The 16418-nt window shown below is 33.6% G+C and carries 19 protein-coding genes; 10 read left to right on the top strand and 9 right to left on the bottom strand.

Going from position 1 to position 16418, the window contains the following annotated elements; translation table 11 throughout:
* Positions 1 to 85 precede the first annotated feature (85 nt).
* Positions 86 to 394 carry an antibiotic biosynthesis monooxygenase family protein gene (locus B1B04_RS09750; RefSeq protein WP_079561280.1) on the bottom strand — a complete coding sequence of 103 codons (309 nt, stop codon included), beginning with the start codon at positions 392 to 394 and terminating at the stop codon, positions 86 to 88.
* A 49-nt stretch (positions 395 to 443) separates the two neighbouring features.
* Positions 444 to 800: an EamA family transporter gene (locus B1B04_RS09745; protein WP_481817178.1), complete on the bottom strand. Its 357-nt coding sequence runs from the start codon at positions 798 to 800 to the stop codon at positions 444 to 446.
* Between the two features lie 281 nt (positions 801 to 1081).
* On the opposite strand from B1B04_RS09745, the gene B1B04_RS09740 reads away from it, so the two are divergent.
* The gene (locus tag B1B04_RS09740; protein WP_079561279.1) at positions 1082 to 1753 is read left to right on the top strand and encodes a response regulator transcription factor; all 672 of its coding nucleotides are present in this window, start codon (positions 1082 to 1084) and stop codon (positions 1751 to 1753) included.
* On the top strand, positions 1753 to 2988 hold the full coding sequence (locus B1B04_RS09735) for a sensor histidine kinase (RefSeq protein WP_079561278.1): 1236 nt from the start codon (positions 1753 to 1755) through the stop codon (positions 2986 to 2988). The genes B1B04_RS09740 and B1B04_RS09735 overlap by 1 nt, the downstream gene beginning before the upstream one ends.
* Before the next feature lie 37 nt (positions 2989 to 3025).
* Here the strand turns inward: B1B04_RS09735 and B1B04_RS09730 are convergent, their stop codons facing one another.
* From B1B04_RS09730 to B1B04_RS09710, 5 genes are all read right to left on the bottom strand, one after another.
* Entirely contained in the window at positions 3026 to 3580 is a 555-nt protein-coding gene (locus tag B1B04_RS09730) for a ferric reductase-like transmembrane domain-containing protein (protein WP_079561277.1), read from the bottom strand.
* Entirely contained in the window at positions 3581 to 4480 is a 900-nt protein-coding gene (locus B1B04_RS09725; RefSeq protein ID WP_240518259.1) for an FAD:protein FMN transferase, read from the bottom strand.
* Between the two features lie 13 nt (positions 4481 to 4493).
* Positions 4494 to 4736: a hypothetical protein gene (locus B1B04_RS09720; RefSeq protein ID WP_079561276.1), complete on the bottom strand. Its 243-nt coding sequence runs from the start codon at positions 4734 to 4736 to the stop codon at positions 4494 to 4496.
* 12 nt (positions 4737 to 4748) lie between these two features.
* Positions 4749 to 5402: a copper amine oxidase N-terminal domain-containing protein gene (locus B1B04_RS09715; protein WP_079561275.1), complete on the bottom strand. Its 654-nt coding sequence runs from the start codon at positions 5400 to 5402 to the stop codon at positions 4749 to 4751.
* Positions 5403 to 5580: 178 nt separating this feature from the next.
* Positions 5581 to 6078 (bottom strand): DUF1062 domain-containing protein, encoded by a 498-nt coding sequence (locus B1B04_RS09710; protein ID WP_079561274.1) that lies wholly within the window; start codon positions 6076 to 6078, stop codon positions 5581 to 5583.
* 566 nt (positions 6079 to 6644) lie between these two features.
* Here B1B04_RS09710 and B1B04_RS09700 point away from each other — a divergent pair.
* The 7 genes from B1B04_RS09700 (at position 6645) to B1B04_RS09670 (ending at position 11014) form a co-directional block, all read left to right on the top strand.
* Positions 6645 to 6755, top strand: coding sequence for a YjcZ family sporulation protein (locus B1B04_RS09700; protein ID WP_079561273.1), 111 nt, complete (start codon positions 6645 to 6647; stop codon positions 6753 to 6755).
* A gap of 326 nt (positions 6756 to 7081) precedes the next feature.
* On the top strand, positions 7082 to 7201 hold the full coding sequence (locus B1B04_RS09695) for a YjcZ family sporulation protein (protein ID WP_079561272.1): 120 nt from the start codon (positions 7082 to 7084) through the stop codon (positions 7199 to 7201).
* A gap of 259 nt (positions 7202 to 7460) precedes the next feature.
* The gene (locus B1B04_RS09690; RefSeq protein WP_079561271.1) at positions 7461 to 7574 is read left to right on the top strand and encodes a YjcZ family sporulation protein; all 114 of its coding nucleotides are present in this window, start codon (positions 7461 to 7463) and stop codon (positions 7572 to 7574) included.
* A gap of 621 nt (positions 7575 to 8195) precedes the next feature.
* Positions 8196 to 8633 carry a LytTR family DNA-binding domain-containing protein gene (locus B1B04_RS09685; RefSeq protein WP_079561270.1) on the top strand — a complete coding sequence of 146 codons (438 nt, stop codon included), beginning with the start codon at positions 8196 to 8198 and terminating at the stop codon, positions 8631 to 8633.
* Positions 8634 to 8645: 12 nt separating this feature from the next.
* Positions 8646 to 9074, top strand: a complete 429-nt coding sequence (locus B1B04_RS09680) for a DUF3021 family protein (RefSeq protein ID WP_079561269.1) — start codon at positions 8646 to 8648, stop codon at positions 9072 to 9074.
* Between the two features lie 183 nt (positions 9075 to 9257).
* Positions 9258 to 10559 carry an alpha/beta hydrolase family protein gene (locus B1B04_RS09675; protein ID WP_079561268.1) on the top strand — a complete coding sequence of 434 codons (1302 nt, stop codon included), beginning with the start codon at positions 9258 to 9260 and terminating at the stop codon, positions 10557 to 10559.
* A 194-nt stretch (positions 10560 to 10753) separates the two neighbouring features.
* The gene (locus B1B04_RS09670; protein WP_276207748.1) at positions 10754 to 11014 is read left to right on the top strand and encodes a gamma-type small acid-soluble spore protein; all 261 of its coding nucleotides are present in this window, start codon (positions 10754 to 10756) and stop codon (positions 11012 to 11014) included.
* A 307-nt stretch (positions 11015 to 11321) separates the two neighbouring features.
* On the opposite strand, the gene ltaS is transcribed toward B1B04_RS09670, so the two are convergent.
* Both ltaS and B1B04_RS09660 read right to left on the bottom strand, forming a co-directional pair.
* On the bottom strand, positions 11322 to 13274 hold the full coding sequence (gene ltaS / locus B1B04_RS09665; RefSeq protein WP_079561266.1) for a lipoteichoic acid synthase: 1953 nt from the start codon (positions 13272 to 13274) through the stop codon (positions 11322 to 11324).
* A gap of 999 nt (positions 13275 to 14273) precedes the next feature.
* The gene (locus B1B04_RS09660) at positions 14274 to 15014 is read right to left on the bottom strand and encodes an alpha/beta hydrolase (RefSeq protein WP_240518258.1); all 741 of its coding nucleotides are present in this window, start codon (positions 15012 to 15014) and stop codon (positions 14274 to 14276) included.
* 318 nt (positions 15015 to 15332) lie between these two features.
* On the opposite strand from B1B04_RS09660, the gene B1B04_RS09655 reads away from it, so the two are divergent.
* Positions 15333 to 15980 (top strand): pentapeptide repeat-containing protein, encoded by a 648-nt coding sequence (locus tag B1B04_RS09655; RefSeq protein WP_079561265.1) that lies wholly within the window; start codon positions 15333 to 15335, stop codon positions 15978 to 15980.
* The last annotated feature ends 438 nt before the right edge of the window (positions 15981 to 16418 follow it).

Here is a 16418-nt window from a genome sequence, read left to right as displayed (position 1 = left end):
TTGCATCACGAATGAGCTGTGTTAAAAATAATATATTCATTCAAATTACATCACGATTAAGTTGAGCTTTTTATTGCAAGATGAATTACATTATAAAAGAATAATCTTTTATGACCTTACAAATTTCCACATTATATTGCTTGTACCATTTTTCTTTTCCAAATTGCTGTGCAACTAGATGTTTTGAATTTTCTTTCCATGCCTGAATAGCCTCTAGTGATTCCCAATACGATACAGTAATACCCTTCCCTTCGGTATTTCTAGCACTTTCTATACGAAGAAAACCTGGCTGTTTTTGTGCTAATTCATCCATAACTTCTGCCATCTTAGCATAGCCTTCTCCATCCTCGTCTGTTCGTTGTGATGTAAAAATTACAGCATAATATGTTTCCATAACTATTTACTCCTTTCTAAATATGTATTATTGTAATCGATAAATACTTTTATGAATATCGAAATGTGGCATGCAGAAAGGATCGTGACGAAACTTGTGCACCCATTGTAATCATAACACCAATAACCCCCAACAAAACACCACACCATTGATACAATCGGTATCGCACATTCGTAAATATAGTAGCAAATATGACTACAAGCAAAGGATTCGTAAATGTTATAATAGAGGATTCACTTGCCGTAATTGTACGTAAGCTTAAAAAAATACAACCCATTACACCAGCGGTTTGAAATGCCCCTATTATTAGAATTTTAATCCAGCCTTTTTTTGAGGTCGGATGAGGCCTTTTTAAAGCGATCACGATGACACCCATTATCATCCCTGCTAAGCGGAGTGCAGCCAATAACAGTGGAGATGCGTACGGGCAACCCCAATTTGACAACGGCAAAGGAAGACCCCATTAGAAATGTTGTCAAAACTAATAATGCTATGAATTTATAAATATTCATTGTTGTCCCCCTATTTCTATGTCTAAGGACATTATAGATAGGAAATACTTCAACTCTTATCGAAGTATGAATTACATAATTTTAAATTTAGAGATGGTGAAACGAAGCATTTTCAGTTTCATTTCATTTTTCAAGCGTATACTTAGCTGAATATAATCACTAGGAGGAAGCTGCCTTGAAAATATTACTAGCAGAAGATGATGCACGATTAAGAAGAAATATCGTTCATATGTTAAAGAAAGAATTTCATAATGTCACTGAAGCGGAAAATGGACAGGAAGCGCTAGACCATACGCATACTGAGAAATATGATCTTGTTATTTTAGATTGGATGATGCCACTCGTTAGTGGTATTCAATTATGTCAAGAGCTACGAAACACTGGATTCAATGGTAGTATTTTAATGCTAACAGCAAAGGACGACACAGAGGACATTATTAAAGGGCTTGATAGTGGTGCTGACGATTACATAGTAAAGCCATTTAAAATAGAGGAACTGTTAGCAAGAATTCGCGCATTACTACGAAGAAAAGATAAAGTGATAGAACAGGTCATCCAGATCAATCAATTACAGCTGAATGTAGATTCCCGAGTGTTTTTGTACAATAATGAAGTAGTGGATCTTACTAAAAATGAATTTTTACTGTTAGAATATTTATTTTTCAATAAAGGACGTGTACTAACTAGGGAACAAATTTGTATTTATATATGGGGCTACGATTACGATGTTTCGAATAATTCTTTAGATGCTTTAGTTAAGCTTGTGCGGAAGAAAATTGATGATAGTCAATCTAAATCACGCATTCAAAATGTCAGAGGTATTGGCTATAAACTGAGGGAAGGCTAATGTTTCATAAAACGAAAAAAAAATTATCCTATTTGTATGCAACGCTTTACTTTTTATTATTTTCACTATTCGTTATTGTTCTATACTTTTCACTCGTAAAATTAATGGAAAATCAACAAATAAACGAGTTGGAAGACTTTTATGGTAGGCAAGAGCACGATTTCTTTGAACATGTTCATGCAAACACTAAAACTTTAAGTTATGACCCAAATCGCAATTTCTTTTACTATATTTACACAAAGAATCATAAGTTTGTCCATGGTGATGAATCTTCCAAAGGACTGAAGAATCAGATCGAAAAAGCATTTGCTAATAGGAATCCAAGTGAGGAACTCGTACAGCATTATGAATGGCAGGAAGAGCATTTTCTACTTCTAAAAAAGCCCATTTTCAACGACGATACTGTAGTAGGCTATATTATCGTTGGTAAATCTGTGACGTCACAGCATCACTTTTTCCAGATGACAAAGTATTTACTAATAGTATTAACTTTTATTTCAACGATTTTAATCGGTCTACTGGCCTATTATCTAGCTGGTAAAGCGATTGTCCCGATTCAATGGTCGTTCGATAAACAAAAAAAGTTCGTATCCGATGCCTCTCATGAATTACGAACACCACTAAGTATTTTTTATAGTTCACTTGAAATTTTAGAAATTGAGGAAGCACGGCAATTAAGCCCTTTGGGAAAAGAATTGATTGCAGATTTAAAAGATGAGGCTGAAATAATGAAGGAACTCATAGATAAAATGTTGTTCTTAGCAAGACACGATCAGCATCAGGTTGCCGTTCAAAAAGAAATCATTCCATTATCTACTTTACTCAAAAAAGTTAGCTCGAAATTTCAAAGGCTTATGCCTCCTGAAATACAGTTTTCTACTGATATCCAAGAAAACCTCGAGCTGCTCGGCGATGCTTCAAAAGTTCAAGAGTTGCTTTATATTCTTTTAGACAATGCCATTAGATATACAAATAGTGGAACCATAACACTTACCCTTTTCAAAAATCAAGACGCTGTAAAAATTACTGTTGTAGATAGCGGAGTCGGTATTACTGAACAGGAATTACCTTTAATATTCGAGCGATTCTACCGAAGTGATGCTGCTCGCCAACGAAATGGCACTGGTTTAGGTCTTGCCATAGCTAAAGCAATAGTGGAGCAACATGATGGGAAAATTCACGCGACAAGTATAGTAAATAAAAGAACTACAATTCATATTGAATTCCCTATTTAATAAGGAATCGGGGCTTTTTAAACAGCCCCGATTTTAGTTAATTATTGTGTAACATTGAAACATTTACTTTTTTCATGAACCCGCTTAATGTTCTTATAACTAGTACTAACATGGTCATCCCTCCGGAAATTACATAAAACATTATAATCAACGTATTTTCTGTATCCGTTCCTATAAGCACTCCGTGAACAAGTGATAATACCCATGCTGGTAACACAAGAAAGTGAAGTTTTTTCCATAAGGAGCGATTCATAGTTCGAATCCATAAATCTGATGTCATGATGACCATTAAAAACAAATAAAATGCGATTGTTCCAAGGGCCGATGGTAGAGACCTATAGTTAGCTGAGAAAGGAATTAAAATCCCCGCTATACTATAAGGCTCATAACGATCGATTAAAAGCACTACCATATGAGCGATTACGGTAATTAACCCTAGCCACCCCGCATTTTGATGGATATGATAAATTAAATTTTTATGTGATTTAATAAATGAGGATTTTCTCAACAAACCAAATATAATGGAAATTGTAAAGTAAAAATACGCTAACAACCCTAATAATCGAATCCATTCCCACGTACTTATGATCATTTATTTCACCCCTGTCATTTTCCAATTTCCTGCTTGCGCTTCTTTAACAATGAAACGGGCACTTTGTTGACAATTATTTTCGAACCATTGCTGCAATTCACGTTCATCCATAAGAAAGCAAAGTTTCGCCCCAACCTCTGCATCACATAAAGAGGACGTTACGACTGAAGCTTGTAATACTTCTGTATTGGCGATTTCACCTGTTTGTCCGTTTAATACATGATGTTTCTTCATTACTCCTTGCATCCAGCTTCGATAAACCCGATTGGATGTAGCAATGGAGCCTGTTTTCAGTTTAATCGAGCTAATTTCCTTGTCGATATCCAAGGCATCCGCAACACCGATTGTCCAGGTCTTTTCCCCAGAAGACCACATTTTCATATCCCCTCCCCCGTCTATTAGTCCGAACTCAGGCGATATCTCTTGCTCAAGCCAATTCGCCAATTTTTCAATTGCATACCCTTTAGCAAATCCACCTAAATCAATTTCCTGCTGTGTCACCCTCAGTATTTGCTCATCACCTAGAAATTCAAATGGTTGCTCTGCCATTAGCGGTTTGTTTTGAAATGTCTTCCTTTTAGTTGAATCAAATGGGAAAGAATGATAGTAGCCATGATGTTCTAATTGACGTTTAAGATAGGGAGAAAATAAACCATTAGAAAATTGGTAATACCGATCCGCTTGCACTAAACAATCATATAGGAACGAACTAATGCGGAGCGTTTTTCCAATTTCTAAATTATTAAGTTGTGATAATTCATTATTTGATTGAAATCTTGACCATTCTTTTGCTACGTATTGAAGCCAATTCTCTGCTTTTTCTTTCCATACGAAATGAGCCCCTTTTGGCATAGCAATATAAAATTCAGTATTCATTATTTGTAAAGTTAGTGTATCCACACGACCCACTCCATTACGTTCTTTTCGTTTTGCGCTCGCTTTTGACAGCAGGTTGCCTTGTCACTTCAAAGTTTGTCCAATCTAGCTGTACTAGTTCTTTTTCTTTTTTTGTCATACTTCCGTGATCTACTTCCTGAACATTATTTGTGCGTGTAGAATCGGCTTCTGCTGGGCTGTTAATTTGGGATAGTATGGCTGCTGATAAAAGTAGCCCCGATGCCCCTAATACCCATTTAGCTTTTTTCGGATCTTTCATAGTGCTTTCCTCCTAATTCGTAATTGGCTGGCAGACAAACGTTTGGTTACTTTCTTGCCATTCAGCTATATAACCTAAGCCATTCGTTATTGTACTAATAGGTACATATAATTCTTCATTCACATAAAACGCTTGTGCAGGTGATGGTGCTTTCACATTGTTATCATATACAACGTTAGTTCCAGCACGGTAAATCAATTCATTTTTTTGATGTTGGATATTTAAAATCTTACTTGCTTTGTAAAAGGTTGCTTTTGCTCCTAAAGCTTGAGCTACTGCTTTTCCTGGCACAAAGAATTCCCCGTCTTTTGGTATTATAAAAAAGCTCAGCTCCTTATTTGTACCTTCTACCTTGAACGTAACCTTTTGAGAGCTTGTAAAAGGTAATACTTCTTTATCTGCTGCAACTGTTCGAGTCCAAATATTCCAAGTCCCTTTTGCACTTACAGCATCTTGAAAATAGTAAGTTTCACCTTCTTCTTCATCGTCATAGTAATAGTTCTCATCATCATCATCATCATCATCATCTTTATAGTCCTTATATTTTTTATACTTTTCTTGTTTTTTATCTTCATGTTTATGATCGTCTGCATGTACGACAACGTCATTTGTAACAAAACCCGCTAATATAAGAACTACAACAAGGCTAATTTTTTTCATCCTCATCTATAACACTCCTTTCCTTTGTCTTCATTCTAGGTTTTAAAAATGATACGAGACTGAATTTTTCAAACAATTTTTTACAGCTAAAAAAACCATTCCTATGGACAGATTCCTCTGCACTTAGAAATGGCATTGTTCATTAGGCAATTATTTTAAGATTCCAATCAGAGTACTTAATCTTTTAATCAATGAAAATAGAAATACATTCACCCTTTGACAATCTTGCACTAGGTTTAATGATTTGATCATTTAATTGAATCATACCTTTTTCAATTTTTTTGATGATCTGTGATCGGCTCCAATCCTCAATTTGGTTTGCAAGCACTTTATCAATTCGATGTTTTCCTACCGCATCATCTAGTACAATGTGTATTATCTTTATTCCTTGTTCTGCTAAGCTAGATATCGCAATCGTTGACAAAATTAGAAATTCCTCTTTCTGGTCATCCACTTCAACAACATGCTCTGAGAACGTTTTATAAATAGCTAACTTTTTATTCCAAGTATGATTGTTTTCGCATTTATAAATTGCATATTGATAAATATTTTTTCCATTTGCGTTATGCCTTCGTACAGTTGTATCCGTAAAAACAGATATCGATCCACACATTTTACAGTGCTTCTTGACAGTTCGTTCTGGTAATTGAGAAAGCTTCCAGCGGAACGTAATAGTTAACATTAATCCTTCACCTCTTAAGATAAAGGTACGCAAGCGTCTATTTGGATATTTCTCTGTACAATGTGAAATTTCTTAAATAAATAAAAAAGGAGATCCTTCACAAGGACCTCCTGACACATTGAGACTACAGGGTTGCTCGGTTCCTTTGTAATGAAAAAATAGGCATACTACCCCCTTGGAAAAAAAACATTGTTTTTTAAGGGGTATGCTATCCATTTTATTGATCATTACAAAGTAAAGTTTGGCATACGTGTTCTCCTGTATCCTTTCCACCCAAATAGAATTATCCTTATTTCACTATATAATTACATTTATATACAAATGGAAGGGTATTCAATTGTTGGATCTGCATAGAGCAAATTTTATCACACCTCGCCCATTGTCTTTATACACATAGCTACCTCCTATTTATATAAAGCCATTTCCGACTGAACATGACTGTAATTAACATTGTTTTCACACAAAAGAAGCAAGCAGTCCTAATTCTAAAAAAATTTAAATAGGATAAATACCCCCTTACTTTCCACAACCATACATATTATAGAAATAGAAAGGAGGAATATTTCATGGGATACTATTGCGGTGGCTCTTCAGGCGGCTATGGCGGTTCATCATTCGTTTTAATTGTCGTTCTATTTATTCTTTTAATTATTGTCGGCGCTAGTTTCATGTATTAATCTTCGGACCCTTTTTGCTCACAACAAAAAATAATAGGATATAGCTAATTAACTTTACACCTCCTTCTTTTAGGATCACTTTTATTTTAAAGTGATCCTTTTCATGTTAACTTGCCTGTAGAATTCAGAAAAAATCTATCCCTCTGCCTTCTTGAATTTCTTGTAATAGCATTCAATTACTTTATATTGTTAAAATGAACTGATTACTAATCACTTTTGAGTGTCACGCCCCTTTTCTAAAATTATTTAAGCATTGTATAGTTAATAATCAATATCCCTTTTGATTACGATGCATAGTATAAATTAAAGAAGGGGGGGAATTTATTATGTCTCAAAATTGTGGCAGTGGTAGTGGTGGCGGTTATGGTACAGGTTCAGCATTCGCGCTAATTGTTGTTCTATTCATTCTTTTAATTATTGTCGGCGCTAGTTTCATGAAATATTAATACCCAATACCGCCACAAATGCTCATAACTTGTGTAAGGTAATACTAATGTAACCTTACAACTTCAAATCTGTACTAAGGGTCACAATCCTCCGGTGACCCTTTTATACTTCCTCTCCCAATGTTCAGCGCCTAAAATTACGTTCATAATCATCTAATGCTATTTTTTTCAACATTTTACTAAGGCATCCTAAGATAAATATAGCAACTCTTTTTGACAACTTTACATATTATAAAGTATAAGAAAGGAGGGATTTACTATGTCTGAATATTGTGGTAGTGGTAGTGGATATGGCAATGGCTCAGCATTTGCGCTAATTGTTGTTCTATTCATTCTTCTAATTATTGTTGGCACTAGTTTCATGAGATATTAATACCTAATACCGCCACCTATACTGCTCATAACTATTAGGATAATACAAATTTAGACTTAAAATTATCCTCCCAACTAAATCTCAACAAGGGTCACTATCCTCCGGTGACCCTTTAATATTTCCTCTATCTATGCATACTCAACTTTCAATGGCATCAAAATAAGCCACTTCATTGATATGATAGATTTTAATTGTTGATTAAATGGACTACACTTTTCATTATCAATTAACCTAAGGCCTCAACAGAATTCTTCCAACCGAGTTTCTATCTTCCATTCTAGAATGCACCTTGGCTGCATCTTTTAAGGGATACGCATGATCTATTTTTATTGGATTCAGTCTTTGTTTACGTAATAAAAATATCAGTCACCATTGGTAAAACTACGTGCTCCGTTAGTGAAATTTCTTATACTTTATCTGTAAAACGCCCTTTCTCCTACACTTGACTTAGCCGATTCTGGCTACTATCATAATATAAAATCCATACAGCAATCTGAAAGAATTCAAATAATTGTATAAAAAGGTGTTATCATTAGGATAAACAAACCTATTTAGCCATGCTTCAATTGAGTTTACAAAACTGAACAGAAATAAATAATTTGAGTTTTCGTGGGTGATCATTTGAAGATTTCAATAGAAAAAATAAGCCAAGAATTCGAAGAAGAGATTCTTATTAAGTGTCATGAAGTTGATGACGAAATAAATGAAATCATTAGCAAGCTGAAAATTGAAACCCCTATTTTACTTGGAAATCAAAATGATCGTATTCACCGCATTCAGCTAAATAATATTTATTATTTCGAGGCAGTCGAGGGAAAAGTTTTTATTTACTGCAAGGACAACGTTTTTGAGGCAAAACAAAAACTATACGAGTTAGAAGAATTATGTAAAGGAAAAAACTGTTTTCGCGCATCGAAATCAACCATTTTGAACATCACCAAAATTTCATCTGTTTATCCGACCATAAGTGGTCGATTCGAAGCGGTGCTGGATAACGGAGAACGCGCTGTTATTTCAAGGCAGTATGTGCCTGTCCTAAAAAAAATGCTTGGTTTGTAAAGAGGGATACATATGAATTTTTTTGAATTTCTGCAAAAGATCATTAAGAATTTCTTTATCATCTTCGCATCCATAATCATGATTATTACTTTGTTGCGTCAAATGTTTTATCCTGATATGGCCTTTGATTTGAAATCAATTTATATCATTATGGCATTTGCATTTTTAAGTGCATTAACCAGATTTATTTTATATTCTCCTTACGATCTAAGCGAGAAGAAAATGCGAATAAGGATTATTATTCATTTCTTCACTTTGGAGATTCTATTGATTGCCATTAGCAGCGCTTTTAATCTTATTAATAGCACATCAGAAGTAATCATTCTTGCACTGCAAATTGCCGTAATCTATATTATTGTTCGTCTACTATCATGGCAAAATGATAAAAAAGATGCAAAAAAAATCAATGAAAAACTAAAGGCATTTAAGAAGGATTTTTAGTCATAAATAATAAGCAGTTGTTGTCTATAACAAATTATTTTTGCGGTAAGCATTAGAGCTTGCCGTTTTTTTGCATCTTATTGGCCTGTGAATACAGCTTACCGTTTTTCCATATACATCCTTCCATCCGTTTCATATGATGATTTTACAAAAAAATTTTTCCAATGAGGTGGAGTTATGAATATGGGAATTTTACTTTTATTAGTCGCTTTGATTTTCGAGATTACCTTTGCCATCTATTGCCTTTCAACTAAGCAAAACCACAAAAAAATAAAGAATTGGATTAGAATTGCTGTATTTATTATATTTGTACTACTTACTATTTCATCGGTGATTGACTGGGCTTTCCGCTGGATAATGCTTGCTATACTTCTTTTCTTATTAGCCGTAAATGGGACTGTTTCTCTTATTCTTAACAAAACAAATATCAAACCATACAAAACTTCTAACATTGTGTGGAAGTCCATTATGATGATATTGACATTTGCATTAGCACTTTCACCTGTAATTATTTTTCCACAGCACCCATCACCAAAAGTGACAGGAGAATATGAAGTCGCAACCGCTACTGACACATACATTGACAAGAATCGTATTGAGGAATTTACTGACAACGGGGACAACAGATTTGTTAATGTAGAATTTTGGTATCCCAAAAATGCAGATGGAACATACCCTTTATTGGTGTTCTCACACGGGGCATACGGTATCAAGACAAGCAACAGTTCTACCTATACTGAGCTGGCAAGCCACGGTTATGTAGTCGTTTCAATCGATCATCCCTATCACTCCTTCTATACTCGTTCAGAGGATGGGACAGTAGTTATGATCAATTCAGATTTTAGTCATGAAGTCACAAATATGAATAAAGGCGTTTACTCGAATGAAGAAATGTACAATCTCATTCAAAAATGGATGAAATTACGAACAGACGATATGAATTTTGTCATTGATACGATCCTTAAAAAGTCAAAAAATGATAATAACCCCCTTTATCAACAAATCGATACAGAGAAAATTGGTGTATTCGGGCATTCTATGGGCGGTGCTGCAAGTGTGCGGTTAGGCAGAGAGCGTAATGATATAAGTGCAGTTGTAAATATTGATGCCCCGTTCTTTAGTGAGCTTGTTTATAAGAAAGAAATGGATGATTTTGTAGCTAACAGCAAAGACTTTACGCCCCATCTTCTTAACATTTATTCTGACGATGTATGGAGACAGCTTGAGAGTAACTCCATTTATATAGCAAACAACCCCAAAAATGAACACTTCAAAGAAGCATATACTGTGCATTTTCAAGGGGCGAAACATTTAAGCTTGACTGATTTACCCCTTTTCTCTCCTATACTGGCAAATATTATACAAGGAGGAAAAGCCGATATTGCTCAATCTTACTGTATTGAAACTGAAAATGAACTAATTCTTAAATTTTTTGACTTTGAATTAAAAGGAATCGGCCATTTCACTCCCAAAGAGACCTATTGAACAAAGTTTCTACCGTATTTTCATCGTTAATTAGGATACGGCGATTACCCCAGTTTATTACTGGGTTTTTTTAACTGTTCAATAATTAATAAATTACGAGGTAATATACAGTTAATGTTAGCTGGTATTAACTCTGCCTTAGGATTATTTTATTCGAATAATAAAACATCTTCTGTACAGACTACTTTCAGGAGGTGAAATCCATGAATAACAACAACCAAAACTTTAACTCGATGAACGAAGAATTTGGGAATGAGACTGATGTTCAACAAATTAAACAACAAATCCAACAGGCAGAAGCTAACAAAAATCAAGCTTCTGGTTCAGTAAACTCGATGAACGAAGAATTCGGGAATGAGACTGATGTTAATCAAATTAGACAACAAATCCAGCAAGCAGAAGCTAACAAAAATCAAGCTTCTGGTCAATTTGCAAATAAAAACAGTACAAAATAAATTGATACTCATCATCCAGAACCGGCAACCTTTATTTCTGCCGGTTTATACTATTTTAATCATCATCCCCTAAATCTACCCAGAGAATTTTATCTTTAATATGGTTAAAATAATTCTTATCATGCGTAGTATCATCACTATCTAATCATAATAACTCGCCGTTAAGAGGCTAGGTTAACACTGGTTCAAAACTATAAAAAGCACGAGAAATCAATATTAGAAACATTGATCTCTCGCGCTTTTCTGATGTGACATTATGAAAATAAAACTCTTAAATATCAATTCAACTGCTTGTATATGGTACTAGTTAATTAGATTCTACATCTGCATCTTTCGAGTAATTATACTTAGAAGGATCCACTGGCGTATAATCTGTTGGCGTATAGAATCTCAATAAGTCACCATTCACTACTTTATCTGATAGATGCAGTTTAAGATCTACTTGATCTTTGATAGTTTTCGCAAGCTCTAATTGACTATCATCTAGTAGTAAACCTGTTTTATTATCATAAAATTTCCCATTAATTGAGTAAATCGTAGGGCTGACAAAATCGCTATTTCTAAATGGTACAATTTCATCATGCTCTTTTGATAATAAGTCTGAACCAAATTGAACAAATTTTTGCGTATCAATTCCTAGTAAATGTAATAGCGTTGGAAGAAGGTCTGTTTGACCACCATAAGCATGGTTAGTCCCACCTTGCATTCCTGGAACATGTATAAATAATGGTACGCGTTGCAAATTAGCACTTTCATATGGTGTAATTTCTTTTCCAATGACTTGTTCCATCGCATCATTATGATTATCTGAAATTCCGTAATGGTCACCATAAAGAACGATCATCGTATTATCATATAAACCTGATTCTTTTAATTGGTCGAATGCTTGTTTGATTGCTTCATCTGCATAACGTGCTGTTTGGAAATAATTATCTACACTTGAATCTCCAGTATTAGCTTTATCAATTGTAACTAAGCTTTGATCCATTTTATAAGGGAAGTGGTTCCCTACCGTAATTAATTTCGTATAAAAAGGTTGTGGTAACGAACTTAAAAGATTTTCAGATTGTTTAAAGAATGGTTTATCTAACAATCCGTATTCAGCCATGTTTTCTGTAGAACCAGTATCATAATAACTAGCATCAAAGAAGTGATCGAATCCAAATGATTTATAAATTTCATTTCGATTCCAGAAGCTTCCGTTGTTACCATGGAATACAGCAGATGTATAACCATAATCTTTTAAAATACTAGGAGCTGCTTGGTACGTATTTTGTGCTTTAGTAATATAAGCAGATCCTTGTGGTAACCCAAATAAAGAATTTTCCAGCATAAATTCTGCATCAGAAGTTTTACCTTGACCTGTCTGATGGAAGAAATTATCAAAATACATTGTATTCTTATCTTTTGCTAATGAATTTAAGAAAGGTGTAACTTCTTCACCGTTTAATTTATAGTCGATTAAAAAGTTTTGGAATGATTCTAAATGTAAATAGACGACGTTCATTCCTTTTGCTGCACCAAAATATTCTGCATTGGGTTTGGCGTAGTTAGATTTTGTATAGTTCATCACTTCTGTAATATCACTACTATCCGCCAAAGCTCTCTGTGAAGATGCTTTCATCGTTTCTACTGAATCATAAATCGTATAGTTATACATTCCTAGATATTTCACAATATAGTTTCTATCAAAACCTCGAGATAATAATTGCGGACGATCAGCTTCAGCTAGCCCTAAATTTAGGACGGATATTGCCAATGCAAATGCAATGATTGCCGTTGCTTTTTTATATCCTAAACGATTAGACTCTTTTTGTACTTTTCTTGAGAATCGTAGGTAAAACATTACAAATACATCTACAAAGAACAAGATATCATAAGGTTTTAGTAAAGAAAGAACACTACCACCTAAATCTCCGAAGTTCTGCGTTTGGGTAACAGTAGGTAATGTTATGAAATCACTAAAAAATCGGTAATAAACAATATTAGCATATAAAACAATAGACATCAGAGTGTATACTACAACTAGTGATGTATATTTTCTCTTTCCACTAAATAAAAATGACAATCCTAGAAATAGCATTGCGGAACCTAGTGGATTTATTAGTAAAAGGAATTGTTGAAGTACTCCTTCTACTCCTAGTTTAAATTGTGCTGTTTGAGCGATGTATGTTTTCATCCATAACATTAAAACAGCTAATAAATATATCCCTAAAAATTTATTTAAAAGGCCATCTTTTTTACTTAATAAATTTTTCATTTTTACACCTCTTTTACTTACTTAACAATCAATTATGCCTGCGTGAAGGCCGAAACGATGTCGGTTATTTCGGTAATGCCACAAGACGTAGCGTTTTTACCGATGCAGGTCAGTAGCCGTTATCGCATACGATGATTTTAAGCTAACATTCTGTATTAACTTAGATTATAAGTATTTCATTTAAAAATGTTACTTCACAATAGCTTTTTTCGCAGCTAATGTAGCTTACTCCCCATTTAGAATTCTGTCAAGTTGTTAAATATAATTGAAGACAGCTAGTACATTACTCCATACTTTTGTAAACCTCTTTCATAAAAACCCCCAGCATATGTTATTTTTTCAACTAACATTTACGGGGTATATAGGAATACCTCATTGTATATTAAAATGTTTATTCATATTTCCAATTTATTAGGAATAAAAGAAACATTCAGATAGCAGTATTTTCTAGTTTCTTTTACTTTAACTATTACATTCGTCATGGATTGCAATCTTCAAATACAAAATACGGTTCATTTTAGGACGAGTGACCTTTAATAAATTTTCAACAATAGTAATTCTAAAACACAATTTTAGTTTTAACAATTAATTTTGATGACATGTACCTTATAATTTTGTAAGTTTTAATTCAATAAATTTAAACTAATGTTACTGAACATTAAAGGTTAAATAAATCCAAACGCAAATCTTTTAATAATAAATCCATTAATGGTAAAAACACCATTATCATTTTAAATTATTCGAATTTTTTTAACCCTCGATTTTGTTGTCAAATGATCGGTGATCGTCTACTTTTTGTTTTCATAGTAGTTCAAATATTTAATCTCCATATTTTTCAAGTAACCTTTTCACCACTCTTTTCTTTTATAAGGGAATTAATCTCATCCCAATGTATCTTTACAGGCAGATGTAGAAAAGCGTTCCTGTAATAACAGGAACGCTTTTCTACTCTTCCCTTATAAAATTCCCACTTTAAAGATTAGTTGCTTTTTCATGAAATTACCAAGTTAAATCATTTAAGAATGTAAGAATATCTTTGTTCACGTCGTTAATGTCGGTGCCTATTGTCATTAAATGTTTAGAGTTCGGATACCCTTTTATTGTTTTTTGATTTGTTGCAACGCTTTGAAAAATCACCTCTGCACTCTCTTTATACAATGGTTCATCTAATTCACCATATAATATACGAATTGGTGAGGTTAAAAGTCTTAGTTTATTCATCGTTGTATTAATTAGCTGTTGGAACTCAATTAATGAATCGATAGACATATTCTGAAGACGTTTCAATTCTAAATTTATTTGCTCTTCATTTTTCCCTTCAAGTTGTTTGTATCCTTTTGCATAATGAAAGACACGCTTTTGGAGAAAAGCCGCTTCCCTATTTGTTGGCACTGACATTGTGACAACACCATTAATCTCCAACTCTTGACCAACTTTTAATGCAAACACACCACCAAGAGAAAGACCAATCACAGCTATTTTTTCAAAACCTTCATCCTTCAACAATTGGTACCCGTTTAGGACATCTTGCCACCAATCTGATGGTCTATATGTGAGAAGTTCTTCTGCTGTTAAACCATGCCCACTATATAATGGCGCGTAGCAAGAATAATTGTTCTTTTGTAAATACTTCCCTAACTTCTTCATATCAATAGTATTGCTAGTAAAAGAATGCAATAGTAAAACGGCCTTCTTTCCACCTTTATAGAAAAAAGGCTTAGGGGGTACTATTTTCATCATTATTTAAAATACCTCACTAACATATTCTTAGCCTTTTAATTAAGTAAATGAACATCGAATTTTTACAATTCCCTTAAAGTATAACATCATGCGTTATTGAACTACACCGCTCCATTAGGATTAACGGTCAGCAAAATATTTATGATTGACGATTTTTAGAAATGTATAAAATCACTTTTTAAAAATACTAATAAATTTATCTTTTCAAACAATCATGTTGCACACACTTTTACTAAAAAATATAGTCTTATATAATTAAGGCCTTTTATTTAAACTTTTATATTAGTAGTAAATAACTGTATTGAAAGGTGTGCTATTGTGGCAAAAGGCTGCAAAATTGAATTACCAAAATTACCATTACATTTAGAAAAAGCGAATTTTCAAGATATTTATTATGAAGAAGAACCATATTTATCAAACTGCATGATCTCTAACACTGTAATTGATAACGAGGATGTCGAAAGACTAATTTTATCAAAAGTTATTTTTAAAAATGTAAGATTCATAAATGTTACTTTTAGAAAAATTGATTTGACTGATGTAATTTTTGAAAACTGTGATTTATCTAATTCCAGCTTTTGTGAAGGCATCATACATCGAGTCAAATTTAAAAACTGTAAAACATTAGGGCTAGATTTTTCAGAATCTAATTTAGGAAACGTTTCTTTTGAAAATTGTATTGCAAATTTATGTAACTTTTCTGAGACTCGTTTAAAACAAGTAATATTCGATAATTCAAATCTACAGGGTGCGAACTATTATGAATGCTCTTTTAATAAGGTAATATTTTCTCAAAGTGATATTAATGATGTTGATTTCTCGCAAACGTCACTACAAGGCATTGATATTAGCACATGTAAATTTGAAAGACTTAATGTTACGTTGGAAAGCTTGAAAGGCTGTGAAGTATCCTCGGAACAAGCGGTTGGATTTGCTTCATTGTTAGGATTAAAGGTTAAAGGTTAAAGCTTAAAACTGATAAAAATTCAATTTACATTTCTTAGCTGTAGCGTGAAACGAGGCCGCGGCTATTTTACACCCGCTGAAAAGTAGCTTAAATTCACATCCATCTGACCAACTATAGAGGTGGGAGACTTCCGCAACAGACGTTGTGCTTTCGCATAAGACAGTTGCTGAAAGAAATTAAATCTAGTTTCTCAGGCTATGAACTATACAAACAACGTCATCACGACATATAAATAGTAATGTAAAGCTAATTTAGCCTTACACCTCCGAATTTTGTTACTGAGGGTCACTCCTATCCCAAGTGACCCTTTTTATAGTTTCTTCCCTCTAGGTGTTCAGTAGGGAAAAGCCGATTTTCTTTATGAAAGATCGGCATATTGCTTGATTATTTGTTTAAAAAAATTAAAAGTTCTCCTTTTTTATTAGCAAAAACTACAG

Origin of the sequence: Lysinibacillus sp. KCTC 33748 (assembly GCF_002237755.1) — a bacterium.
Lineage (GTDB): Bacteria > Bacillota > Bacilli > Bacillales_A > Planococcaceae > Lysinibacillus.
Note: the sequence above shows the minus strand (reverse complement) of the source record. Positions and strands in the feature narration are given on the sequence as shown.